Source organism: Weissella oryzae SG25 (assembly GCF_000691805.2).
Lineage (GTDB): Bacteria > Bacillota > Bacilli > Lactobacillales > Lactobacillaceae > Weissella > Weissella oryzae.
In genome coordinates, this window is record NZ_DF820498.1 from 1 (window position 1) to 25,729 (window position 25,729).

23 protein-coding genes and 1 pseudogene are annotated in these 25,729 nt (G+C 40.5%); 5 read left to right on the plus strand and 19 right to left on the minus strand.

Annotation, left to right across the window (positions count from 1 at the left end; translation table 11 throughout):
- Nucleotides 1–268: 268 nt before the first annotated feature.
- From TT13_RS11565 to TT13_RS09200, 14 genes and pseudogenes are all read right to left on the minus strand, one after another.
- Nucleotides 269–931 (minus strand): HDIG domain-containing metalloprotein, encoded by a 663-nt coding sequence (locus tag TT13_RS11565; RefSeq protein WP_278279346.1) that lies wholly within the window; start codon nt 929–931, stop codon nt 269–271.
- Nucleotides 926–2,410, minus strand: a pseudogene (gene lysS / locus TT13_RS09140) (lysine--tRNA ligase); the annotation flags it as partial. The gene TT13_RS11565 and the pseudogene lysS, both read right to left, overlap by 6 nt.
- Nucleotides 2,411–2,506: 96 nt before the next feature.
- Nucleotides 2,507–3,400: an Hsp33 family molecular chaperone HslO gene (gene hslO, locus TT13_RS09145; protein WP_027699687.1), complete on the minus strand. Its 894-nt coding sequence runs from the start codon at nt 3,398–3,400 to the stop codon at nt 2,507–2,509.
- Nucleotides 3,401–3,549: 149 nt separating this feature from the next.
- Nucleotides 3,550–5,613 (minus strand): ATP-dependent zinc metalloprotease FtsH, encoded by a 2,064-nt coding sequence (gene ftsH, locus TT13_RS09150; protein ID WP_027699688.1) that lies wholly within the window; start codon nt 5,611–5,613, stop codon nt 3,550–3,552.
- 41 nt (nt 5,614–5,654) lie between these two features.
- Complete coding sequence (gene hpt, locus TT13_RS09155) at nt 5,655–6,224, minus strand: hypoxanthine phosphoribosyltransferase (protein WP_045477116.1); 570 nt, start codon at nt 6,222–6,224, stop codon at nt 5,655–5,657.
- Nucleotides 6,225–6,367: 143 nt separating this feature from the next.
- The gene (gene tilS, locus TT13_RS09160; RefSeq protein ID WP_027699690.1) at nt 6,368–7,354 is read right to left on the minus strand and encodes a tRNA lysidine(34) synthetase TilS; all 987 of its coding nucleotides are present in this window, start codon (nt 7,352–7,354) and stop codon (nt 6,368–6,370) included.
- Between the two features lie 50 nt (nt 7,355–7,404).
- Nucleotides 7,405–7,803 carry an FtsB family cell division protein gene (locus tag TT13_RS09165; RefSeq protein WP_045477104.1) on the minus strand — a complete coding sequence of 133 codons (399 nt, stop codon included), beginning with the start codon at nt 7,801–7,803 and terminating at the stop codon, nt 7,405–7,407.
- A 139-nt stretch (nt 7,804–7,942) separates the two neighbouring features.
- On the minus strand, nt 7,943–8,221 hold the full coding sequence (locus TT13_RS09170) for an RNA-binding S4 domain-containing protein (protein WP_027699691.1): 279 nt from the start codon (nt 8,219–8,221) through the stop codon (nt 7,943–7,945).
- On the minus strand, nt 8,208–9,815 hold the full coding sequence (locus tag TT13_RS09175) for a putative polysaccharide biosynthesis protein (RefSeq protein ID WP_027699692.1): 1,608 nt from the start codon (nt 9,813–9,815) through the stop codon (nt 8,208–8,210). The genes TT13_RS09170 and TT13_RS09175 overlap by 14 nt, the downstream gene beginning before the upstream one ends.
- A gap of 15 nt (nt 9,816–9,830) precedes the next feature.
- Complete coding sequence (mfd, locus tag TT13_RS09180; protein ID WP_027699693.1) at nt 9,831–13,322, minus strand: transcription-repair coupling factor; 3,492 nt, start codon at nt 13,320–13,322, stop codon at nt 9,831–9,833.
- Nucleotides 13,323–13,333: 11 nt separating this feature from the next.
- The gene (gene pth / locus TT13_RS09185) at nt 13,334–13,900 is read right to left on the minus strand and encodes an aminoacyl-tRNA hydrolase (protein WP_027699694.1); all 567 of its coding nucleotides are present in this window, start codon (nt 13,898–13,900) and stop codon (nt 13,334–13,336) included.
- A gap of 279 nt (nt 13,901–14,179) precedes the next feature.
- The gene (locus TT13_RS09190) at nt 14,180–14,782 is read right to left on the minus strand and encodes a hypothetical protein (protein ID WP_027699695.1); all 603 of its coding nucleotides are present in this window, start codon (nt 14,780–14,782) and stop codon (nt 14,180–14,182) included.
- 30 nt (nt 14,783–14,812) lie between these two features.
- Nucleotides 14,813–15,262, minus strand: coding sequence for a GNAT family N-acetyltransferase (locus TT13_RS09195; RefSeq protein ID WP_027699696.1), 450 nt, complete (start codon nt 15,260–15,262; stop codon nt 14,813–14,815).
- 241 nt (nt 15,263–15,503) lie between these two features.
- Nucleotides 15,504–17,795 (minus strand): YhgE/Pip domain-containing protein, encoded by a 2,292-nt coding sequence (locus tag TT13_RS09200; RefSeq protein ID WP_027699697.1) that lies wholly within the window; start codon nt 17,793–17,795, stop codon nt 15,504–15,506.
- Between the two features lie 139 nt (nt 17,796–17,934).
- On the opposite strand from TT13_RS09200, the gene TT13_RS09205 reads away from it, so the two are divergent.
- Together TT13_RS09205 and cbpA are read left to right on the plus strand one after the other, a co-directional pair.
- The gene (locus TT13_RS09205; RefSeq protein ID WP_027699698.1) at nt 17,935–18,570 is read left to right on the plus strand and encodes a TetR/AcrR family transcriptional regulator; all 636 of its coding nucleotides are present in this window, start codon (nt 17,935–17,937) and stop codon (nt 18,568–18,570) included.
- 80 nt (nt 18,571–18,650) lie between these two features.
- A complete protein-coding gene (gene cbpA / locus TT13_RS09210) occupies nt 18,651–19,298 on the plus strand; it encodes a cyclic di-AMP binding protein CbpA (protein WP_027699699.1) in 648 nt (215 codons plus the stop codon).
- Between the two features lie 257 nt (nt 19,299–19,555).
- Here cbpA and TT13_RS09215 read toward each other — a convergent pair whose 3' ends face one another.
- The 4 genes from TT13_RS09215 to TT13_RS09225 form a co-directional block, all read right to left on the minus strand.
- The gene (locus TT13_RS09215) at nt 19,556–20,404 is read right to left on the minus strand and encodes an undecaprenyl-diphosphate phosphatase (protein WP_027699700.1); all 849 of its coding nucleotides are present in this window, start codon (nt 20,402–20,404) and stop codon (nt 19,556–19,558) included.
- A gap of 94 nt (nt 20,405–20,498) precedes the next feature.
- Nucleotides 20,499–20,666 (minus strand): hypothetical protein, encoded by a 168-nt coding sequence (locus TT13_RS11350; protein WP_190279656.1) that lies wholly within the window; start codon nt 20,664–20,666, stop codon nt 20,499–20,501.
- Complete coding sequence (locus TT13_RS09220) at nt 20,659–21,300, minus strand: DUF1700 domain-containing protein (protein ID WP_027699701.1); 642 nt, start codon at nt 21,298–21,300, stop codon at nt 20,659–20,661. The genes TT13_RS11350 and TT13_RS09220 overlap by 8 nt, the downstream gene beginning before the upstream one ends.
- Nucleotides 21,290–21,616, minus strand: a complete 327-nt coding sequence (locus TT13_RS09225; protein ID WP_027699702.1) for a PadR family transcriptional regulator — start codon at nt 21,614–21,616, stop codon at nt 21,290–21,292. Before TT13_RS09225 ends, TT13_RS09220 begins: the two co-directional genes overlap by 11 nt.
- Nucleotides 21,617–21,758: 142 nt before the next feature.
- On the opposite strand from TT13_RS09225, the gene TT13_RS09230 reads away from it, so the two are divergent.
- The 3 genes from TT13_RS09230 to TT13_RS09240 all read left to right on the plus strand — a co-directional run bounded on the left by TT13_RS09230 (nt 21,759) and on the right by TT13_RS09240 (nt 24,377).
- Nucleotides 21,759–21,995, plus strand: coding sequence for a PspC domain-containing protein (locus TT13_RS09230; RefSeq protein WP_027699703.1), 237 nt, complete (start codon nt 21,759–21,761; stop codon nt 21,993–21,995).
- 232 nt (nt 21,996–22,227) lie between these two features.
- On the plus strand, nt 22,228–22,800 hold the full coding sequence (locus TT13_RS09235) for a PadR family transcriptional regulator (protein ID WP_052348614.1): 573 nt from the start codon (nt 22,228–22,230) through the stop codon (nt 22,798–22,800).
- 2 nt (nt 22,801–22,802) lie between these two features.
- Nucleotides 22,803–24,377 (plus strand): MFS transporter, encoded by a 1,575-nt coding sequence (locus tag TT13_RS09240; RefSeq protein WP_045477107.1) that lies wholly within the window; start codon nt 22,803–22,805, stop codon nt 24,375–24,377.
- A 90-nt stretch (nt 24,378–24,467) separates the two neighbouring features.
- Here TT13_RS09240 and TT13_RS09245 read toward each other — a convergent pair whose 3' ends face one another.
- Nucleotides 24,468–25,697, minus strand: a complete 1,230-nt coding sequence (locus TT13_RS09245; protein ID WP_082816217.1) for an LCP family protein — start codon at nt 25,695–25,697, stop codon at nt 24,468–24,470.
- Nucleotides 25,698–25,729: the final 32 nt, after the last annotated feature.

Genomic DNA, 25,729 nt, shown 5'->3' on the forward strand with positions numbered 1-25,729 from the left:
TTATCGAAACGTTATTCAGTTTTCAATGATCTACATTGCCCTAAGACAACTTTTATATCATATCTTATTTATCAAACTTTGTCAATAACTTTATATGACTTTATATGACTTTATTTGAAGTAAGATGTAGATAAAATCATCAGATTGCCTCTGACAACTTAATCTATATTACAGATTACATTAGGGTTCGTCAAGTACTTTTATCGACTAATTTTCCCAAACACAAAAAAACAAGCAGTTATCAACTAACTGCTTGTCTGTATTGAATTTATAGAGTCCCGCGTAAGCCTAATTCGTCTACATTTTCCTTCATTGCATTGATGCAACCTTCAATCGCTGTGTTCAAATCCATCCCTAGTAACTCAAGAGCCTCGTTGATTGAATTGCGGTCGACACCACGGGCAAATGAAGCTTGTCGGAATTTCTTATTAATTGACTTCACCTTAACGTCTAAGATGCTATTTGATGGTCGAATTTGCACGTCAGCATAAATCAAACCACTTAGTTCATCCATCGCATACAAGGTCTTTTCCATCAAATTACTTGGTTCAACATCGGTTTCGAAATGATAGGCATGGCTCTGAATTGCATGGATATAGGCTGGGTCAACACCCAACTCAGTCAATATCTCAGTTGCTTTGAAGGTATGGTAACCCTTACCCCATTTTTGCCAATCAAGGTCATGCAACAAACCAGTTACACCCCATAAATCTTCATCCGCACCATTTTGTCGTGCAAAGTAACGCATGATTGCTTCAACAATTTTAGAATGCTCTAACAAAGCTGGATCATCCACATATTGAGTCAAGATTGCCCAAGCTTCGTCCCGTGATAACTTTTTAGCAACTTTAGGATCATCTGTGGCTGCTTTAGTACTTTCAACTGGTTTAGCAGCTGCTTTATTGCTATTCTTTGGTGCATTTTGCTTCATCGTTGGGAAAAGCAAGACATCGCGAATTGTATCTGTATCTGTCAAAAGCATTACTAAGCGGTCGATACCAATCCCTAGTCCACCAGTTGGCGCCATACCATATTCAAGTGCCTCAATGTAATCTTCATCAATACCTTCGGCTTCATCGTTACCAGCAGCCTTTTCTGCGGCCTGAGCCTCAAAACGTTGGCGTTGGTCAATTGGGTCATTTAATTCCGTGAAGGCATTTGCATATTCGCCCCCAACGATATACAACTCAAAACGGTCCGTGAAACGTGGGTCTTCGGCATTCTTTTTAGCTAAAGGTGATACTTCTACTGGGTAGCCATAAACAAAAGTTGGTTGCATTAAGGTCTCTTCGACAAACTCATCAAAGAACTTAGCAATGATATGGCCGACTTCCCAATAGCTTTCGACTTTAACACCCTTTTCCTCAGCAATTTTTCTAGCTGCTTCGATGGTCATTGGTTGCCAAAAATCAACACCAGTCACTTCTTTGATTAAATCAAGCATGTGCTTACGGGCAAAAGGCTTAGCCAAATCAATCTCATGATTCTGATAAGAAACTTTCATCTCAGGCGTAACTGCACGGGCGGCTGCCTTAAAGATGTTTTCCGTTTCTTCCATTACATCTTTGAAATCAAAATAAGCTGCATATGATTCTAGTGTCGTAAACTCAGGATTATGCTTAGGGTCCATCCCCTCATTACGGAAAATTCGGCCAATTTCATAAACTCGCTCCATACCACCAACAATTAAGCGCTTTAATGGTAATTCAGTCGCAATCCGCATATACATATCGACATCCAGACTATTATGGTGTGTTATGAATGGACGAGCAGTCGCTCCACCAGCGGAGGTCAACAAGATTGGTGTTTCCACTTCAATAAAGCCTTCTCCATCCATGTAAGAACGAATTGCTGAGATAATCTTAGACCGCTTCATAAAGCGATCCATTGAATCTGGGTTAGCAATTAAATCAAGGTAACGTTGACGGTAACGTGTCTCCACGTCCGTCAAGCCATGGTACTTATCAGGTAAAGGACGTAAAGCCTTAGATAGGTGTGTAATTTCATTAACATTAACCGAAAGCTCACCTGCTTTGGTCTTCATCACTGTTCCGGTGACACCTAAAATATCGCCTAAGTCAGACTTCTTTAACCATTCGTAGCTCTCATCACCAACAACTGACTTTTGTACAAAAAGTTGAATACGGCCAGAGCGATCCTTAAGATCAGCAAAAGTTAGCTTTCCTGAACGTCGCTTAGTCATCATCCGTCCTGCAATCGTTACTAGATTAGCTTCAGCTTCTAATTCTTCACTCGTCTTGTTATCAAAAAGGGTGTGAATTTCTGCTGCTGTATGTGAACGCTCAAAGCGGTGTCCAAAGGGATCAATACCCGCATCTCGTAATTCCGTCATTTTTTCACGACGAATAAGCATCTGGTCATTTAATGACATCATTGCTTGATCAGCCATAATTGTTGCCTCGATTTCTTTTTCAATTTTTATCTGAATAACTTAATAGTCACAGCCAATAACTAGTTTGCCAATTTGCCAATTGTTTTGCAAGCCTTATTCCGCTTCATTTTGCTTGATTGCAATAATTGATGCAAGTTCAGCCTCATTAAAATCAATTTCTTTACCTGTAAAGCGATCAATTATATTGATACCATGGTCTTCACGCATCATCGCTTGCAATTGTTCCAACGGCAAAGTCTCAACCATTCGACCATACTCACTCTTGGTAATTTCTGGAAACAGACCCAAATCAGTTTCAGACAATAGCTTGATTGTTTCATGACCAAACAATTCTTCTAAAATAGTATAAGGTGTATAGCCATCTAACAACTGAGCTGAAATATTTGGGAAGGTTGCCAAATTCGCCTCTAGCTTTTGAATTGCATCATCATCCGCATCAGGTAAGGTTGAAATAATAAAGCCGCCGGCTGCCAAAACCTGCCCTTGGTCATCTACTTTAACCGAAAGGGCAACGGCTGATGGAATCTGCTCTGATTTAGCCATGTAATAGGTAAAGTCATCCGCAATTTCGCCTGTGACCAACTGAACTGACCCAGTAAATGGCTCACCGAAATCAATTTCTTTAGTTACCTGCAAAAAGCCATCCGTTCCAACTGCACTAGCAACTGCACTTTGCTCAGTAGTCAAATTTGGTAAAGTCACTTGGGGATTTGTAACATAGCCACGAACATCACCAGTAGCACTAGCTTCAACCACAATTTTACCGGCGGGGCCGTGACCATCAATAGCGACAGCTAGACGCTCTTCACCCTTAAGCACTGCGTTTGCAACCAAGAGCGAACCAATTAGCGCTCGACCTAAAATCTCCACTCCCAACGGGCTAGCATCATGAAACTTGGCGGCAGCCTGCATCATTTCAGTCGCATCAACGGCAATCGCACGAAAATTACCATCCATCGTTGTTACGCGGATTAACTTATCAGCCATTTTTATCTCCATTTCTTTGCTTAAATTATGTAACTATCTTAACATGTTAATTCTTTACAAACATAGCTTATTAAGCTAGATACCTAAAGATTAAAAAACTACGTTAGGCTCAAGTAAACTTGGGCTTAACGTAGTTTAATCAAATTACCTTATGATAATGAATCATCATCATCCGGTGTAATTGTCTCACCATCTTCGACTGGTGTTGCCTCTGCTTCCTTATGTTGAACGGCCGTTTTGGCTTCATCATAAGACATTGGACGTGCTTCTGCATCGTTGTCAACATCGTTTGGCATCTTACCTGTCTTGAACAATGACAAAATTGCCTTTTCATCCAAAGTTTCGTACTTTAACAAAGCTTGGGCAATTGCTTCATGCGCACTAGCGTACTGGACAATAATGTCATGAGCTTTTGCATAACCTTCGTTAGTAAGACGACGAACTTCTTCATCAATCAGACGAGCTGTTTCTTCTGAATAGTTTGGTGAATCACCATAAGACCGGCCAAGGAATGGCTGACCGCCACCCTCTAATTGAACCATGCCCAACTTATCAGACATTCCATATTGTGTAACCATTGAACGTGCAATTCCAGTTGCTTGCTCAAAGTCGTTTGAAGCTCCTGAAGATTGTTGATTATAGATAATCTCTTCGGCAGCCCGACCACCCATCAAACCAGCGATTTGATCAGTTGCATCACTCTTTGACATTAGCATTTGGTCTTCACGTGGCAACATGATTGCATAACCGCCAGCGCGACCACGTGGCACAATCGTCACCTTATGCACAACTCGTGCATCATTTAGCACCAAACCAACAATTGCATGTCCCGCTTCGTGATAAGCAACAGTCTTGCGTTCCTTTTCAGAAACAACTCGGTCCTTCTTAGCTGGTCCAGCAATTACTCGATCTTCGGCTTCATCAACATCCGCAGCCGTAATTGTCTGCTTACCTTGACGAGCAGCCATCAACGCTGCTTCATTCAACAAATTAGCCAAATCTGCACCGACAAAACCAGGGGTTTGCTTAGCAATCTCTTTCAAATCAACATTTGAATCTAATGGCTTATTCTTTGAATGAACCTTTAGGATTGCCTCACGTCCCTTAACATCAGGACGGCCAACCAAAATCTTACGATCGAAACGACCTGGACGAAGCAAAGCAGGGTCTAAGACGTCAGAACGGTTGGTTGCGGCAATGACAATAACGCCTTCATTACCCTCAAAACCATCCATCTCAATCAACATCTGGTTCAAAGTTTGCTCACGTTCATCGTTTCCGCCACCCATACCGGCACCACGTTGACGACCAACGGCATCAATTTCATCAATAAAGATGATTGATGGAGCAGCTTTTTTAGCGTTTTCGAACAAATCACGTACACGACTTGCCCCAACACCGACAAACATTTCCACGAAATCAGAACCTGAAATTGAGAAGAAAGGTACTCCAGCTTCACCAGCAACTGCCTTAGCCAATAAAGTCTTACCAGTTCCTGGAGGTCCCTCAAGTAGGACACCAGATGGGATGCGCGCACCTAGCTTAGTGAACTTATCACGATCACGTAAGAATTCAACAACTTCGACTAGTTCTTGCTTCTCTTCTTCTGCACCAGCTACGTCCTGGAAACGCACTTTATTACTTGATGGATCGGCAGGCTTGGCCTTTGACTTACCAAAGCCCATAACACCACCACTGCGGCCACCTTGACCACCTTGTGACATTCCATTCATCATGAAGTACAACAATCCAAAGACCAATAACATTGGTACAACTGTGACCAAGATATTACTCAAAATATCTGAATCTTGTTGTTGCGTCTTCATCTCAGTATCAGTCTTGCTAGCTGCTTGACCAATCTCATTTAGAATTGGATCTGATGAAATTACCTTGGTTGTAAAGTGGCTAACTTCGGTGCGGGCCGCTTGACCACCAAGATTAAACAAACCGGGCTCTGTTTTTTGATCTGACTTTCTCGTTGTCCGATACTCACCACTAATTTCATAAACACCAGCACCTGGTTTAATAGTAAAGTCCTTAACTTTTTTGTCCTGTAACTCTGTCAAAAACTTTGAAGTGGACACATTTTCAGTTGCTGATCCTTGTGACGGACCTGCCACCCAATATATCAAACCCAAAATTCCTAGGATGACAATTACATAGAACAAACTATTACGAACAAAGTTGTTGTTGCCTTGTGGCTTCTTGTCCATGTGTTCCTCCCATATACATATTGAAACAATATGTTTTCATTTTATCCTAAATCATTTGCCAAAATATCTTTATGCTCAGGTGCATAGACCTCGCGCTTCAAGATACCTACGTATGGCAGGTTACGGTAAAGTTCCTTGTAATCTAGGCCATAGCCTACAACAAAGGCATTTGGTACGTCAAAACCAACATAGTCGACAGTTGCTTCAACCACACGACCCTCTTTTTTATCAAGCAGGCTGGCAACCTTGACGGAGGCTGCACCACGCTCTTTTAAAAGATCGAGCATAAATTTAAGTGAGCGACCGGTATCAACGATGTCCTCTAAAATAATGATGTCGCGCCCAACAATATCGGCTTTCAAGTCAGTAATCAGATCAATTTCACCTGAACTTGCTACACCGCCGTGGTAGCTTGAAACATCAATAAATTCGACCTCTGCATATTGCATATGGCGCATAACATCGACCGTCCACAAAACTGCTCCTTTCAAAACTGAAAGTAGAATTGGTGTCCGTCCCGCATAATCATTTGCGAGGGCTTGGCCAATTCGAGCCGCTGCTTCAGCAATGTCTTTTTCACTGTACAAAACACGCTCAATGTCATTGTTCATGTCATTTTGACTCATGGGTTTATATTCTCCTAAATATAAAGGTTATCTACCGTTACACAGTAACAATAATAACACAAAAGTTCTTAATTTTTTTAGTCATTTTAATGTAAATTTATTGGTTAATATCAGGTAAGCAAATATTTTTATTTAGTTATTTGTAATTTTAAAGTCTGGTAATTTTTAATCAATGCGCGTCCGTTTGATAGAAGTACTTCACCATGCGCTGTGCTCTTATTTTGCATCATTTTTACCGCCTGTGCTAACTGGCGATCTTTTATATCAAAAACTCCCTGACCGTTGAGCCAACTTTGCAATATCAAAACTAATACCGCTGAATCCTGTTGCCAAGCTAAGTCCCCCAGCTTTAAAGCGGCTACTTGCCGATTTAGTTCCGGTTGTGCTAATTGCATTAGAGTTGCTATCTGTTGCGATAGTCTAACTATATTCGCCCCAGCTTTTTGATTTATCAAATTAAGTTCTGGCAACACCTTTTGCCGTAAACGATTGCGCGCAAAATTTATATCTTGATTGCTATCATCCTCAATCCATTCGGTTATCGGCTCTTTTAGCAAATCGGGTAATTGCGCTTTTTGCAAATCTAAAAATGGACGAATAATTTCAATCCCTGGAGCAAGAACTTGGCAAGAAGACATTCCTTGCAACTGCGCCGCTTGCCCACCACGAATCAATTTATACAAAATCGTTTCGATCTGATCGCCTTGATGATGTGCTGTAGCAATTTTATTACTGCCAATTGTTTGTGCAAAATCGGCCAATTCTGCATACCGCCGTTCTCTGGCTTGCTCCTCAACTGCACTTTGTGGTTTTTCTTGCCAATCTAATCGAACAACCTTACTAGTCACCAATTTATCAGCCAATTGATCAAAAGTTTCCCGTACTAATTGCTCTTCTTTAGCTAATTGATAATCTGCACGTAATTGATGATTAACATAAAGTCCACTAACACGGGGCTGGATGTCAGCCGGCAAAGTGCCATCCGTAAGCCAATGCAATAAGTGCAGGGAATCATATCCTCCTGAAAATGCAACTAAGATATGATCATTTTTATCAAACAATTGTTCGCTTCGGACTTGCTGAATCAAATTTGCTCTCGTTACCCGAGCTCGCATAAAATCTCCTTTTTACTAAAAAACTGAGACGTTACCGTCTCAGCGTCCTACTAACTCTTACCGCCATTAGGTAAGCTAAATACAACTTCACCTGACTTTGTGTACATTAATTTTTCGCGCACGTAATTTTGCAAATACGTTTTATCATTTAAATCTTTTTTCTGTTGTTTTAACTTGACACCACTTGCCTTAGCAGTAGCAAGCGTTTTATTAGCTGTTGTAACTTGTGACGCAATGGCGTCATACCCACGCATACCACTTGATACCGATACAATGCCGATAATTAAAATCGCTAAGGTCAAAACCCAACCAAAGCGTCGCCGAAAAGTATGCACTTTTGCATTACGCGTGAGTTGCGCTTGACTCAAATTGCTTTGAAAACGCAACTCACGCGCGCCGCCTTCATTCAAAGGGCGGATATTCACTTGTCGGTCCGCTTGTCGAGCCATAGCCTTTCTCCTCTTGTTAAAAACAACTACTAGTAAGAAAATATCTGACTCTACTTTAACCTGCTTTATACTAATTTTGACTTTTTTAAGATGTTCTTTAAACTTTTTGCAAGATTTTATAACTTAACGTTACTTATTTTTAGTTATCGATTTCCGTGGATGCCTCAGCGTACTTTTCATCCACAATAGTGTACATCCGTTCTGCATCATCTTTTTTGGTTGTTTCAACAATTTCGTTAACTTTAATTATTGAAACTTTATTACCAAAACGAATTGTCAATTCATCGCCAACCTTAACATCACTAGATGATTTTACCGTTTTACCATTAACATCAATTCGTCCTTGGTCAGCAATTTCCTTAGCAACCGTTCGGCGCTTAATCAAACGTGATACTTTCAAAAACTTATCTAATCGCATTTTTTCTCCTCTTTATGAAGCGGTCATAAAACTTTTTTCCATGTGGTAAAGCTAACCACTCTTCAATTGATAAAATATTAGTTAATCTTAACATGATTATACAAACAACTAAGCCAAACATAATCGCTAAAACCGTTTGCTCAACGCTAGCTAGCCGTGAACTACCAAACCATAAACGTCCTAAAATATAACTAAAACGGGCACTTAAGCCGATCATGCCAGCCAAGCCAATTAATTTGAAATACCAGTTGGCTGGACGCCACTTATGCCAAAGTCCGCTTGGAATGCGCCAAATGGTAAAAATCGTTAGTGGTACTAAAGCAAGTAGAGTTGCTACACTCGCACCATTAATTTGCCACATTGGCACAAACAAAATATTTAAACCAAATTTGCAAAGTAAGGTCAAACTGATCATCCAAGCCAAACCTTTCGTGCGGTTAAAACTTTGCAATGTTGAAACTAGGACTGTAATTAAAGTGGCAGGGATTATCGTTAGACTGTACCAAGCCAACGCCGTTGAACCTTGCTGACTACCGAACAGCATTTGATTAAGGGCTGGCATAATTGCAACTAACCCGACAGTCGTTACGACGGAAAATAGTAATGATAGGCGGGTTGTCATTTGAAAATCAGTCTTAAAGGCCTGCTCATTTTCATTAAGTAAGTGTAAGCGCAAAGTTGGTAATAATGAAGTTCCTAAGCCGGTTGCCACTACCATCCCCAATTGAACCATAGGTTGACCACGGTCATAGACCCCCTTGGTCGCTTCAGCCATCGTGGCTTGCAACCCGCTGTCTTCGAGTAGGACCTTTACTGAGAATGAATCCATTAATTGCAGCAAAACTAGTAATGCCGCAATCATTGCTAATAGTCCACCCTCATTGAGCAAACGCCCTAGTAAGTGACGCCAGTTAAAGTTTGGCGCTAGCCGCAAATCAGCTGGTAGTCGATCATGCCATACTTGGCGTAACGTACTAATCAAAAATACACTTGCTGCCAAAGCCGCCAGCGTTGCTGAAAAAGTTGTCCAAGCACCCATTAAATACATTGACCAGCCATGTTTGACTGCCCAGTATGCGGCTACTAAAATCACTGTCACCCGAACAACTTGCTCAATTACCTGTGAAATCGCCGTTGGTAGCATGTCTTGCTTGCCTTGTGCAAAACCACGCCCAATTGTTAAGAATGGCATTAACCAAAACATCCATGCAACTGCCTGAATCACCCCAGTCAACTTAGTATCATTCCCCATTAAAATCGCAATTACTGGTGCTGCGCCATATATCAAAAGAAAGAGGCCCACAGATATTAAGACTAAGAGCCAAAACATCCGACGAGCAACCAGTTGTTCCTTCAACGGGTCACCATTTTGTTCGGCAATTAATTTTGATACAAATAAAGGCCAGCCTGACAAAGCAAAAACCATCCCAATACCATAGATTGGGTAAACTTGTTGATAAACATAAAAGCCGGTATTTCCCACTAAATTTTGGAAGGGAACCCGATAAACTGCTGATAAAATTTTGGCGATTAATCCAGCTAATGCTAGCACACTTGCACCAACCACTAAATTTTGACCCTTAGTTTTACTCATGTATCTTTCCTCAACTTATACAAGCTGATTAATTAACGCTAACAAATCGGTTAACCAATCATCCGCTGTCATCTTTGGCTGCAAAACTAGTTCCGCCTTTAATGGATCACTCTGTTTAATTTGCCCCTTTAAGCGGCGACCAGCCAAAGCAGCAATTAGACTAGCACCCGTGACCTTACTGTCAGCGTTGAAGCTAACCAATAAAATATTATTACGTGCAAAATCCTTTTTAATCTGTTTAATTCCAATTTGATCTGCAAGCGACTTTAACCGACCAACCAGCAACAAACGTGTCACAGCTGCCGGTAAATCACCAAAGCGATCTTGAAGATCTTCGGCAATTTCGTCATATTCCGCTTGACTATCAGCCTTACGAATCCGCTGATAAAGATCAATTTTTTGTGGTCCATTAGCAATATAGCTTTCAGGTAAGAAGGCTTCGACTTGCAAATCCAATTCTGCATCATTTTTCTTTGCCTTACCTTTACCTTTCTTCTGAGCCACAGCTTCTTGTAACATCTGCGTATAAAGGTCATAACCCACCGCATTGATAAAGCCGTGTTGCTGCTGGCCAAGTAAGTCACCGGCACCCCGAATTGATAAATCACGCATGGCAATTTTAAAGCCTGAACCTAGTTCTGTGAAGTCACGAATCGCGGTCAATCGTTTCTCGCTTTCTTCATTTAGGGTTCGGGTACCTGGATAGGTGAAATAAGCATAGGCAATATTGTTCGACCGGCCAACGCGACCCCTTAATTGATAAAGCTGAGCCAGACCCATATGATCTGCATTTTCTACATAAAGGGTATTGGCATTTGGAATATCAACCCCAGTTTCAATAATCGTCGTTGTAACTAAGACATCATACTCACCATTGATAAAATCAACCAAAACCCCTTCTAGTTGCGCTTCTGACATCTGGCCATGCACATAGGTAACCCGGGCTTCTGGTGCGATTTGCTCAACCATCGCTGCAACCTGCGCAATATCTTCGACCCGATTGTGCAAATAATAAATCTGCCCACCACGTGCCATTTCGCGCTCAATTGCATTACCCAAGACGGCTAGATTTTGTTCCATAACATAGGTCTGGATTGGATAACGATTTGCTGGAGGCGTTTCAATCACTGATAAATCACGCAACCCGACCATTGACATGTTTAGTGTCCGGGGAATCGGTGTTGCGGTCAAAGTTAGAACATCAACATTTGGTTGTAACTGCTTTAGGCGCTCTTTATGTCGAACCCCGAAACGTTGTTCTTCATCAATTACTACCAAACCCAAATCAGCAAAAACAATATCCTTCGATATAATCCGGTGGGTTCCAACTATAATATCAATTTCATGATTCTTTAGCTGTTCTTTTATTACTTTTGACTCCTTAGCGCTTTGGAATCTTGATATGACCGCCGTCTTAATACCAAAATCTTCAAACCGACTTTGCATCGAATCAAAGTGTTGTTGGGCCAAAATTGTCGTAGGCGCTAAAATTGCAACCTGTTTACCTTCATGAGCCGCTTTAAAGGCTGCCCGGAAGGCAACCTCGGTCTTACCAAAACCAACGTCGCCAACCAATAGGCGGTCCATTGGACGTTCGCGTTCCATATCTTTTTTAATCTCATCGGCTGAACGTAACTGATCCGGCGTTTCTGGATAGGGGAAAGCATCCTCAAAGCGTTGAATTTCAGCATCATCAGGTCCAAAGGCATAGCCTTTTTGGAGTTCTCTTTGTGCCGATAGCTGAATTAATTCATCAGCAATATCGGCAACCCGCTTTGCAACTTTGGCTTTTGCTTTGGCCCACTGTGGCGAGCCAAGCTTGGTTAGCTTTGGCTGTTTCTCAGCTGAACCAACGTACTTTTGCACTAAATCAAGCTGGGTTACTGGAATGAAAATCTTGGCATCATCCAAAAAACCAATCGTAATATAATCTTGCTTAATACCACGATTTTCAATCGTTTCCATTCCTTCGTAAATCCCGATTCCATGATTCACATGGACAACATAGTCGCCCGGCTTTAATTCATTGTACGATTTTAAACGTTCAGCATTTGAGAGGGTTTGACGGCGCGGTACTTTTCTTTGCACTTGCTGAAATAATTCACGTTCCGTCAATAACACTAATTTTTGCGCTGGTAATTCAAAACCGGCACTCAAAGCTAACTCTGTTAATTGGGTTCGCCCGGCGACAAGCTTATCGACGGCGACTTGATTGACTTTTATATCATAATTCGCCAGGGTCTCCAGCAATCGGTTCGCCCGTTCTGCTGTATTAACCGCAAAAATTATCGTCATACCCTGCTTTTGCCAACGGGCAACTTCACCCTTTAAAAGATTCATCTGACCAAAGAATTGCTGTGCTGGTCGAACCACCACATTTGTTAAGCTACTTTGCTTTAAATTACCGATTGACCTTTGTAAAGGTGACAAGATAATTGAGGCCTGCCTTAAATCACGAGCAAGATCCGTTAACTGCCAAGCATAGTCAAATTTTTTCAATCCTTGGTGTTCAGTTGCTTTAGTTTCCCACCAAGCAATGTTTTCTTCCAAACTAGCTTGGCTATTTTCGATTGCACGTGGAAAATCATCAAAAACTGCCAGACCAGCTTCCGGTAGATAGTCAAAAATACTTGTGGCATCTGGATAGACCAGGTGCAAGTACTGTCGAATTTCTGGTAAGAACATGTTTTGATCCAAAGCATTTAACAATGGATGAAAACTCTCCGTCAAATGTCGTTTATCAGCGCCAACCAAGGCATCTCGGTCAGTAGTCATTGCAATTTCTAGGCGCGTTTTAATTTCAGCATACTCATCGTTGGCCACAACCAAATCGCTAGCCGGTAAAATCTCAACTTCTGGTAAATTCTCGAGTGAACGCTGCGTTTCAACATCAAACGTGCGTAACAAATCCAGTTCTGTATCAAAAAAGTCCAAGCGCACTGGATTATCTAAATTTAACGGATAAATATCAATAATCGAGCCACGCAGCGCAAACTCGCCCGGTTGTTCTACCCCATTACTCCGAACATAGCCCATTCTTACTAAATCAGCACTTAATTTCTTTAAATCATAGCTATGTTCAAAATCAATTTTTAGAGTAGCGGCTTTAAAGACTGATACTGGTGGCAAATATCGCTGAGCTCCAGCTGCTGAAGTTATAATGACCGCTTTAGGGTCATTTAATAACAAATTCAAAGCTTCAACGCGGGCCAGTTTTGTGTCCAAAGAAGTAACTGCAATTTCGGCCACAATTGTATCCTCACTCGGAAAAATCCCAACGTGTTCACTACCAATCAAGGCTGCCATATCTTCAGCTAATTGATCCGCATGAAATTGATTATCTGTAGTAATAACCATTGGTACAGCACGTTCATGCCAAATTCCGGCCAGGTAAACCGTTCGGGCCGTCCCAGTTAAACTAGTAATTAAATGTCGACCGCCACTTTTACTTGCTTTAACTAGCTCATTAAAACTAGCATCTGTTTGCAATAAGTCAAAAATTGCCACAAAATCCTCCTCTAGTTAAATGCGTTCATCATTGTTGACATATCATCCCCATCAGCAAAGGCGGTGAAAATTTCAAGTGCCTTGTCTGTTCCACGTAAAACATCAATATCTTCGTCCTTACTAAACTTTCCAAGGACATAATCGACTACCGCTTGGTGTTGATGACTAGGATGACCAATTCCAAATTTTAAACGGGCAAAGCTCTGCGTACCTAGATGATTGATGATACTCTTTATGCCATTATGCCCACCTGCTGAACCCTTTGCCCGCAAGCGTAGCCGTCCCAAGTCCATATCCATATCATCTTGTACTACCAAAAGATCATCTAAAGCTAAATTGTAATAATCCATTAATGGACCAACTGCTTGACCTGATTCATTCATATAGGTCGTTGGTTTAACTAGCAGAATTTTTTCACCCGCTAAATTAATTTCTGCAATCATCGCATGCTGCTTACTAACAACTTTAAAGTTAGCTCCCTGGCTAGCTGCTAGTGCATCAACTGTCATAAAGCCAATGTTATGTCTTGTGTGTGCGTATTCAGCGCCAATGTTTCCTAAACCAACAATCATTTTCATTATTATATGTAACCCCTTATTTTCACTCCATAATGCACGAAATGGGCTGAGATGAAATATCCCAACCCTAACACCTAGTAACTTACTTCGTACACCTTGGCATTCTATTAATAATCAGTTTTGCAATTACTTCCCAAATTAGACAACTGGCAAACCCATATTAATTAGGTCAGCCATTATCATTCCTAGGAATATTGTATCATTCTACCACCTTAACATAACAAGCGCATCTTTATTGATCAAAACAAAGTAACTAACTTAGATTTGTGCTAATAAACATCATTCTAGTCCAACTTTAGCGCCTGGCCGCTTGTATTTATACCAACGACGCCCATATATTAACAAGGCTAGGCTTAAATTCAAAAGGACCAAATAGATTGAAAAACCAACTTGACTAAGGGTTAATCTGGTCGCTACCAGCAAGCCAGATGTTGGTGATATTACACCAGTTAAAAAGAGCCAAGGAATTTCACTAAGTGGTCGACGCCAGACCTTGATAAAAGTTGGTAAGGCAGCCGCAAAATCTCCAATAATTGAAAGAATAATCGCTAAATTGGGGTTCTTAGTAAAGTACCACGTCAACAAAGCTAGAATTGAAATTGCTGCACATGCTAAATTTAAGAGGCTAATGTCCCAATAAGAATCACGATTTAAGAATGAAGCGATAAAAACTAACAATGGCATAAAGCCAGCCATAAAAACTGGTACTAACGCCCAACTAGGTTCTTTTAAAAAACCGGCAATAACTGAAATCATTGGTGCCACTGACCAGAGCAGCCAAGTAATCTTATTGGGCTGGATTTTATTTCTAATCGTTGCAATCACATACATAACCCCAGAAATAAACGAGGCTAGTGCGCCTAATCCAATAATTATTTGCATGTTTGCCTCCCAGCTCGTCCATATTTTTCTTTAATTGTCTAAGACCATATCAACATGGGGAATCCCATCTTCCAAATAAACATCAGAAACGTTTTTAAAGCCAAATGAATGATAGAAAGCTTGTAAATAACTTTGCCCGGCAATCTTAATTGCCCGGCCAGCATGGTTCACCCTTAATTCAGCTAAAGTTGCTGCAACGATTTTACGTCCAAGATGTAGCCGCCGGTATTCCTTAACAACCAAGACCCGACCAAAACTAACATGCTCACCATCACTATGTTCGATAATGCGCGTGTAGGCAACTAACTTAGCCCCGTCCATCAAAAACACATGGGTTGCATCATTATCTTGCAGGTCAATTTCTTGATATGGGCAGTCCTGTTCAACCACAAATACCTTGACCCGTTCTTGCATAATCGTTAATAACTCTTGATTCGTCAACTCATCAGTTGTTTTGATTTTGAGTTCAAATTCATCCATATTCATAATCTGCTCCTTGTAAAAAAACAGCACCCATACGCTCCTCACCTCAGCGGTGCCCTAGTGGAACGTATATGGTACTGTTAAACACGTTATCCGGGGATAACGATCAGTTATTTATTATTGTAAATACAACATAACACCAAACTATCGACACGGCAAGCTTTTTTATCGCTAGTTCTTCCCTACCTGCTATAATAAAGCAAAAACAGCTAGTTACTTTTAGTAACTAGCTGTTTTCTTATTCAACGTTTGAATCTGCATCCTTCATCATTGTATAGGTGTGCATATTAGCTGCATAATAAGCACCCATAATGATTAAGAAGACTACCATAATTACTAATAGTATCTTGGCGTCCGTCCATGCCGAACCACCAATCATAATTGTTTCACGGAAAGCTCGTACCGTGTAAGTCATTGGTAGATATGGGTTTAGCCACATAAAGAACTTACTTGACGTTTGAATTGGATATGTTCCTGCTGAACCAGAAAGTTGCAAGACCAAGAAGACCACTCCTAAGAAGGCACCTGGTTTCTTAAACCACAATGACAAAGTTGTCGTAATGGCACCAAAGGTTAGCGCTGTAAGTAATAGCATTCCATAAGTACCAAGTCGATTTACTGGGTCTAAACCAAGAACCGAAATTGATAGAACATAAACTAAACTAGCAGCAACAAAGCCATAGAACGTGAGGACTGATAATTTAGCCCCAAACCAGCTCAAGAAATTTCTTGGACGGCGGCGTGGTGTAACCATATCAATCATCACATTAAAGGCCAACATTCCAACATACAAACCAACTGAGAACATGTATGGAGTCATACCAGTTCCATTATTTGGCACACGATCCTTTTCAGTTCCGCGACTTGTGACCGGGCTAGCAATTTGGTTAAAGACGCTCGACTTAGCTTTAACAGCGTCAGTTTGCTTACCAGCCTTGCCAAGTGCATCGGCTAGGGTCTGATTACCAGTTACCGCTTGACCTAACTTGCTTGCCAACTCGTTTGAACCACTTACCAATTGTTGACTACCAGAAGTAATTGCACTTGCTCCGCTATTAAGTTGATCAACTCCGCTCAAGACTGTCTGGTTTTGATTTGTTAGTTGACTCAACCCATTTGAAAGACTTTGACTACCACTTTGTAAAGCAGTTGAATTATCACTTAAGGTATTCAAACCACTAGCTAATTGGTCAGCCCCTGCAGAAAGTTGGGCCACCCCACTTGATAAGCTAGCAACTTGCGCTAACTTATCATTAAGGTTGACTCCCTGCAAAGCAGTCATTTGCTTTTGCAAATCACTGGCCGCATTCAATAAGGCAGCTTGTTGACTACTTAACTTTTGCAAGTTAGCCATAGTTTCTTGGAAAGCCTTATTATTTGCTAGACTACTCAAAGCAGCTCCAGCATTGGATTTACTATCTGCTTGATCTAAGGCACCGTCTACGTTGCCAATAACCGCTTGCTTCTGATCCGCAGTTAAGTCGGCTGTATTGTTAATCGCATCATTAACCGCACTCTTACGGATTGCTGCATCACCCTTTAGAGCTGTTTGAAGTTGCTGCATAAAGGTTGGTAGCGTTTGTACCAACTGCAAGGTTTCCGGATCTGCTGCACTTAGCAAAGGTTGCAAGGTATTATAGTCCTGCATAATCTTGCCCACGGTACCCTTAACACTAGCAAGTTGGTTTTGTGTATCAGCAGAATTAAGTTGCCCATTCAGCTGATTTAGCCCAGCCTTCAGTTGTTGACTCGCTGCTGCCGCAGTTTGTACCCCATTAGTATAAGTAGTAATACCACTAGTTAGCTGCTGACTACCTTGGTTAGCACTTGCAACTCCATTCAAATAGGTTGATAACCCTGTTTTCAAACTTTGCGTCCCATTTTGCAAGGTTAAGCTTCCATCGGCTAAAGTCTGCAAATTTGTACCAATTGTATTAGCACCATCTTGTGCTGCCTTCGTTCCGTCTGCCAACTTACCATTTGCCGCGCTGGCTTCCTTGCTTCCTTTACCTAGTTGCTTAATTGAACCAACCAAAGTCTTAGCATAGGTCTTAGTAACTTCACTCGAAACATTATTAACAATTGTTTTTGCAGCTGACTCAGTCATCTTACCGGCTACGAAACTTTGTCCTGAGCTAGTTTTGTAATCCAACTTCATTTGTTTAGGTTGCTTATCCAACAAAGTCGTTGCGTTTTTAGAAAAGTCCTTAGGTATCGTAATAACCATGTAGTACTTACCATCATCAAGCCCACTTTTTGCTTTTTGTGATGAAAGGACGGTAAATTTCATTGCATCTGACTTCTCCAAATTTTTCGTTAAATCTTTACCCAAAGTCAACTCTTTATCTTGATAATCGGCCTTTTTGTCCTGATTAACCACGGCAACTGGCAAATTTTGGGTTTCTCCATATGGATCCCAAAGTGAACTCAAAAAGACAATCGCGTAGATTGTTGGAATTAAAATTAATGCAGCCATTACTAAATAATAAAATTTGTTGTTTCTAAACCAGCTCCACTCAGCTTTAAACATATTTAAACGGCTCCTCCCTTATCTATGTATTTAACAGCGTGTTGAATAATTTCTCATAATGTTACATAATAGCACTTGACTACAAGTATTCAATGACTAGATTAAGTGAATGTGTTCAATTTATAGGGGGGTATATTTTATGAAACAGAGTGAACGTACAGATTTGACGCGGACCAGGATTAGAGAAGCTTTTATCAACTTAGTAGAAAGTAAAGGCTTTGGAAACCTAACCGTCTCCGATTTAACACGTGAAGCATCCGTTAGTCGCGGGACATTTTACGTGCACTATGCCGACAAACATGAGTTATTAGCAAGCATTGAACATGATTTACGCGCTAATATTACAAAAATCATCAAAGATGATATTGCTGCTACGATTGAGGTTCATAGTATTAATGATGCTAGCTCTACCTCTCCGAATGAAGAATTGAGTGACAATCTCTATAACTTATTCAATCATGCACTTTACTATATCGATCAAAAACGTCATACAATGAAAGTCTTAATGTCGCCAAATGGTGATCCTCAATTCTTTGACGAAATTAAAAACGTGATTGATGACACCTTTGCCCAACAGCTTCAATCAGGTAATGGGTATTTCTCAGACACCTTACCCATTGACTACACAAAAGAAATTGTTGTAAATAACGTGGTCTATCTAGTGCGCCACTGGATTAATAAAACCCATCCGGAAAGCACCGAAGATTTCGCAAAGATTCTTATGCAAAGTCGCTTTTTGGCTCCTAATGACTTAATAATTTTCTCAAAAGCTTAATTTTTAACTGCCTATTACTTAGGTAATATAAGATTTACATGATATAATTATTAGATTATAAAATGAAATGAGGTCGAAAAATGTTAGCAACTTTAATTAAGCCTCGCGATGAACTGATTACTATTAGCGAAGACGCTACAATTGAAGATGCCTTGGCCCTATTTGAAGAATATACTAGCTTTCGCGCAATTCCAATTTTGGATGCATCTGGTCAGTTATTCCGCGGTGCCATTTATAAAATGCATATCTATCAATATTTGATGAATCAAGGTGATCGTAGTTTACCTGTCACTGCGATGATGCGTAACATGACTAAGTTCATCGGTATCAACGCCACATTCTTTGAATTACTTTTTAATATGCGCGACCTGCCATTTATTAGTATTCTTGATGAAGATAATCATTTTTTAAGCATCATCACGCACAGTCGGCTAATGGACTTATTTGCTCAATCTCTACAAACTGATGAAGGTCGCTATACGTTGACCTTACTAACTGATGGTGAGCGCGGTAGTTTAGAGAAAGCCGCAAAAATCATTTCACGCTACACCATCATTAGTTCTTCAATGACTATTAATCCCGATGATAATCCACGGACTGTAAGAATTCTGTTTACCTTACCTGACTCAGTGGATGAAGGAACCCTATCAAAGATTATCCGAGTTCTATCTCGTAAAGGTTTCCATCTTGAATCATTAGAAGATTTACATAAACAATCTTATCTTTAAAATAAAAAGTCACCCTATGATAGGGTGACTTTTTTATAACTCGTTATCCATGCGCCCCCCGACACAATCTATATCATAGCAAATCTTCATAAATTGTGTCAAAAATCCGGCCATGCTTAGCTTCCCGCTAAAACAGCTAATAATAGTCGATTTTTATAATAATCTGCCTAACTTAAACAAGCTTCTTTAAGCTACATAATACAAAAAAGGCAAACTACTAATATAGCTTGCCTTAATCAATTTAATTACTCAACTTTTTAAACATGTAATAACCCAAACATGCCTAATAGAATCACTAAGATTCCTAAAGCAATTCGGTACCAACCAAAAATCTTAAAGTCATGATTTTGAATGTAGCGCATCATAAACTTAATTGCAAAGTAGGCAACTGCCCAAGAAACTAAAAAGCCAATCGTCATTACCACGGCTTGTGTACCAGTAAATGCACCACCGTTGGCTAGATACTTACCAACTTTAAGAATTGATACACCAAACATAACTGGAATTGACATAAAGAAAGAAAACTCTGCTGCAACAAATCTTGATGTACCCAAGAACATTGCTCCTAAAATTGTCGCCCCTGAACGTGATGTACCGGGCACAATTGATAGGACTTGAAAGAAACCAATCGCTAGAGCTAATTTCCAACTCATCTTGTCCAAATCAGTCAGCCATGGCTTTGTATGCTCGTTTCGTGTCTCCAATAGAATGAATAAGATACCATAAAAAATTAAGGTTCCAGCAACCACCCACGGATTCATTAGGTGGGCATCCATCCAGTCGTTTAGCAGGAAGCCAAAAACTACAGCTGGCAAAACACCAATAATCACTTTAAACCATAGACGCCAAGTTGCTACGCGTTCGCGATAAGACTTCTTTGAAGTAAAGGGATTTAGCTTTGTAAAGTAAAGCTGAATCACCGCCATAATTGCACCTAGTTGAATCACATAATCAAACATATCGGTGAAGGCTTTGGTCCATACAACTCCACCAGGAATTTTCATCAAAGACTCAGCAATAATAATATGGCCAGTTGATGAAACAGGTAGAAATTCTGTAATACCCTCGACAATCCCAATAATAATTGACCGAATAAATTCAATAATCATAATAAACAAACCCTCGTTAATGTAGAAGTAGTACATTAAACAGCACTCATTAGCAGTCTACCACGTTGTTGTCTATTCGCCTACACACACATTAGAATTTTAAAATTGCGCTTAATACTCGGACATTTTCAATGGCAAAACCATGATTATTCCAATTAAAACCTCTAATGCTACCAAAATGTTCACTAAGCACCATCATAATTATGCCAATTACAATTAAAGCAAAGCCAATAATTATCACCTTTAATAACCTAGGCATGTGTGTTCCCCCCTCTTTTTGTACCCTTTGAAAAGCGCCGACCTAAAAACTTTGCAAAAGTAATTAGACCATCCAGAGCGACTTTAAGGATTAATAAACCAATTGGCCAAGCCACAAATTGAATACCAATTAAAACAAAGCCAGCTCCTAGCCAGAAAAAGCCACTTGGTAAACTTTGTGCCATTAAGCTAACACCAGCCCAAAGCAACATTATTCCTGATACAGCTGCAAAGGCTAAGCCCAAAATAACAAAAATTACCAGCATTACGAAAACAAATAAACCAGCTAAAATTAGTAAGACAGCCGGGATCCAGACCCAAGAAGTAAGTAAGGCAAGCAAGATTACCCACAATAAATTCATTTGCCTTTTTACACGTTTTGTCTGCTGTATGCGTGGTGTTTCTGTTACGCTTGGTGCATCATTATCAACCATATCATCATAACGAATTGAATAATCAAGCAAAACGCGTCGTGCTAACTGTTTAGGTGTTCCAAAAGCTTTAATCAAACGCTCACCTGCCAAATTAGCATCTGATGCATATTCACGATAAAAATCAATAACATCATCCTGCTCTGCCTGAGTTAATCCGCGTAAATGACCACGTAATTGCTTAAAAAAAATCTCATTCTCCATCAGCATTGACCCCTTCTGTTATAACAGCATTGATTTGTGCTGAAAACATCTGCCAGTCGGCCTGAATTGTTGCTAATTCAGCTCTTCCCTGCGCAGAAATCTGATAATAACGTCGATTGCGCCCCTCAAATGGCTCATCATAAGTTGTAACCAGGCCACGGGCTTTAAGCCGACGTAAAACTGGATACATCGTTGACTCTGAAACTGCAAAATGCGCTTGCACCTGCTTGGTTAGGGCATAACCATAAAGATTATCTTTATCTAATAATGCCAAAACAAGTCCATCCATTAATTCACTTGATAGTTGCATTGCTATACCATCGTCCTTTACAATACTATATAACGTATAATATGATATAATCATAAGGTGAGTTTGTAATTCTGTCAAGCAAGCTCATTTAGCTTTATAATGGAGGTAGCTTCCATCATTAAGCATAATTAGCAAAGGAGTGTATAAAATGGCTAAAAAATTATATCGTTCTAACAATCGCGTCTTTAGTGGTGTTTTAGGTGGCTTTGCTGAGTATTTTGATTGGGATCCAACCTTAGTCCGGGTAATCTTTGTCGTTGCTGCCCTGATTACTAGTGGTTTCCCACTTTTGATTGCTTATATTGTCGCTGCAATCATTATGCCAGAGGCGCCTCATTACGAATCTAATGATAGTCGTAAGGACATAACACCGGATCAGGATTAATTTTTGATTTTGAATAACTAAATTTACCAACTATAAGCTAGCAACGAATGTTGTTAGCTTATTTCTTTATAATAAATTTTCTATTCCATACTTACACAATAGGCGCGATAGTTGGCATTGTTTCACATGAAACAAGTTAATTGTTGCAAAGCTTGTTTTCTGAAAAATTAAGTGTATATTTATATAACGTTGTGATATATCAAAAAGATATATCTAAATTAAGGAGGATGCTATGTACGTTTTGTTCGTACTGGGTGAGTTGCTAGATAGCAGTTTATCTGGTTACCGATTACATGAAATTTTGGCTTATAAGTTAGGCCCGCGTTTTAAAGTTAGTTGGGGCATTATTTATCCTTTACTTGATAAATTAGTTGCTGCGGGTGATATCACCTTAACTGAAACAGCTGAACCCGGCCAACGTTCAAAAAAAATTGCCAGCATTACTGCACAAGGCCGGCAAACCTTCCATAATTTAATGCTTGCTCCAATTAAGGCCGGCAAAAATGAAGATATTCAATATACTTTCAAACTAAGTAACTTACACCATCTCGCAGCTGACGAACGGCAAATGATTTTAAATAGCTTCATTGCCTATCAGGAACTTGACCTTGCTAGTGCTCGCCGCGGCATTACTGGCATTGCTGATAACGACAGTATGGTGCCTGCCGATCGCTTTATGGCGACAAAGTTACAAGAGTATCGCATTAAACAAACAACTACCGCAATTGAGTGGGCGCAAGCAATGAAAATAACAACTGCTAGCCCCGAGTTTATTAATCTATTACAAACAGAGAGAGAAAATTAATAATGTCTGAAGAAAAGTCAATCAAACGCCAGCACCTAATGCACTGGCTAGCGCTATTTGCTGTCTGTCTCGGCGTCTTTATGTCGCTACTTGACGTCACCGTTGTAAATGTCGCTTTACCCACTATCCAAACAGACTTCAATGAAAGCTTCAATAATCTACAATGGATTATTAATGCTTACACAATGATGTACGCTGTTTCCCTACTATTATTTGCCAAATTAGGTGACCTATTTGGTCGGAAGCACTTATTTCAAATTGGAATGTTAATCTTCACCTTAGGTTCGCTGGCTTCGGCCTTAGCGCAATCAGGATTAGCCCTTAATTTAGCCCGTGGCTTCCAGGGAATCGGCGGTGCCGGTATGATGAGCCTATCAATGGCCATCGTTGCATCAACCTTCCAAGGTCGGGAGCGAGGGATTGCCCTAGGTATCTGGTCATCCGTCATTGGACTGGCAACTGCCTTAGGCCCACTTGCTGGTGGTATCTTAGTTCAGTTCTTTTCATGGCGGGCGATTTTCCTTGTTAATCTTCCCATTGGGTTGATTGCCCTAGTGATGGGCTTCTTCTTTATTGATAATACAGCTGGTCAACACCAAGGCCGGATTGATTGGCTTGGTATCATTATTAGCACTGGAGCTGTTTTTAGCCTAATCATGGGACTCTTACAAAAGGAACAACACCCAGGCTGGACTTGGTTAAACATTCATGTCTCTGGCCTTTTGACCTTGGGAATTGTACTGTTAATTGTTTTTATACTTATAGAGTTACGCTTAAATGACCCGATGATGGATATGCACATCTTTAAGTCTTGGACCTTCGTCGGCGCTGCACTAGCTTCCTTTGCCCTTGGCGCTGGCTTGTATGCTTTCTATACTTATTTGACAGTATTGATGCAAAATTACATTGGTTATTCAGCCATGCAAACCGGAGTTCGGCAGTTAGCAATCAGCCTATTCAGCTTATTCCTAGGGCCAATTATTGGTATTTTAACGAATCGCTGGGGTAATCGTTGGTTAATTTTTGGTGGTCTAACCTTTATCGGTTGTGGTTTGTTGATTATCCAATATGCCCTTTCACCAACCATGACCTATATTGATTTCGTCGCAGGCTTTGTGTTAATGGGAATTGGTAACGCAACCGTTAATCCACCCCTATCATCAGCCGCAGTTAGTTCTGTTGATCCAAAGCATCTTGGCATGGCCAGTGGTATCATTAACGTTTTCCGTCAATTTGGGATTAGTTTTGGAGTTGTAATGCTTGGTATTCAATTAACCAGTGGTTACCAGACTAAAATCAATCATTTAATTGGTGCTGTTCAATTACCGGCCAATGCAATTGATGGTATCAAGCATGGTTTACTAGCTGCAGGTCCTTTCTCAGGAAAAGAAGTGCTTCATTCACCTCAAGCAGCTCAGCTCCGCAATACACCTTTCATGGACCAACTAAGTACCATTGTTACTCGAGCTTTTGATTACGGTTTTAGCCATGTTTTAACCATGTCAATTGCCCTAGTCTTTATTGGCGCCTTAGCGGCTGCAATAATGATTCGTGATAAGCATACGTCTCTTAATTAATTTAATTAGTTTCAAAGTAAAAGGCCTCAAAATTGAGGCCTTTTTACTTATAAAAAAGCCAAGCAAATCAGTGTTTGCTTGGCTTTATTTTTAATTATTAGTTGTCGTGTCAGTTAAGCCAGTCGTGTTTGTTATATTAGTGTTCTCACCATAAAGGCTCGTACTACTACTTTCATCATCACTACCGCCAACTGTAATTCCATAAGGAGCTAAGGCAGCTGATGAAATCTTACCACCATAAGGGTTTCCAGTTTCTGCCTTTTTCAAACCTAGCGATGAACGCAAGCGATTAGTAACCCGTTGCATCTCTTTAAGATTAACGTGCTCATATGACACACCACCAATCATCAAGCTGTCACCTTGCGCATGGTCTGACTCAAGCTTTTGACTTGCAGACATGTAATTTGAAACAATCGTCAGCATGTCATTAAAAGTCAAATCTGTTTGAGCACTCTTAGATACCAAATCTAAGAACTTTTGATTCACTAATTTAGTTGGATTAGCCTTAGCCGCATGAACAATTCCTTCAAGGACTAGTCGCTGTCGTTGCTGACGGCCATAATCACCTTGTGGATCACCATAACGCATCCGTGAAAAGGCCAAAGCTGCCGACCCGTCCATTATATCTGATGACTGGGTCTTCTTGCCGTTTACTGTATGTGTCCAGTGTGTTGAGCCTTTGGTGAAGACATAATAATTATCACCGTCTGAATGCGCTGTATCTGGATTATAGTTAAAGGTCAATGGCGACTTAACGCTAACTCCACCAACTTGATCAACAACCTGTTCTAAGGCGTGCATATTCACAAGAGCATAAAAATCAATTGGCACATTTAGCCATTGCTGCACGGTTTTAATCGTAGTTGCCGCTGATCCATATTCATAAGCCGCATTTAATTTTTGTGGAAATGTGCTCGTGTAGCCTGGAATTGCTGTGAGGTTGTCACGTGGTAACGACATAATCGTTACCTTTTTTTGATTTGGGTTTACTGTTACTAACATCAATGAATCTGTCCGCCCCTTATAATCACGGCCAAGCTCACCAGTATCAGTTCCTAGCAAAAGCACTGAGAAAGGCTTGCCGTCTTTTAGAACCTGGGCAACGTCTCGTGATTTCTTTACCCCAGAATCATTAAAGGTCTTATTTGCAGTTGACCGAATGCTATTGAAATAGTACGCCCCGACTCCACCACCAATCAATAGAAGAAGGCCCAAAGCCATTAAGATTGCATTACGCACTTTATGGCCTCTTTTGCGACCACTTGCTCGGTGCCGCTCCCCCCTCATCTGGCGATTTTGATCATCTTGCCTCGGCTCCATGTTGGATCCTCCCTCTTGTAGAAAATCATTTT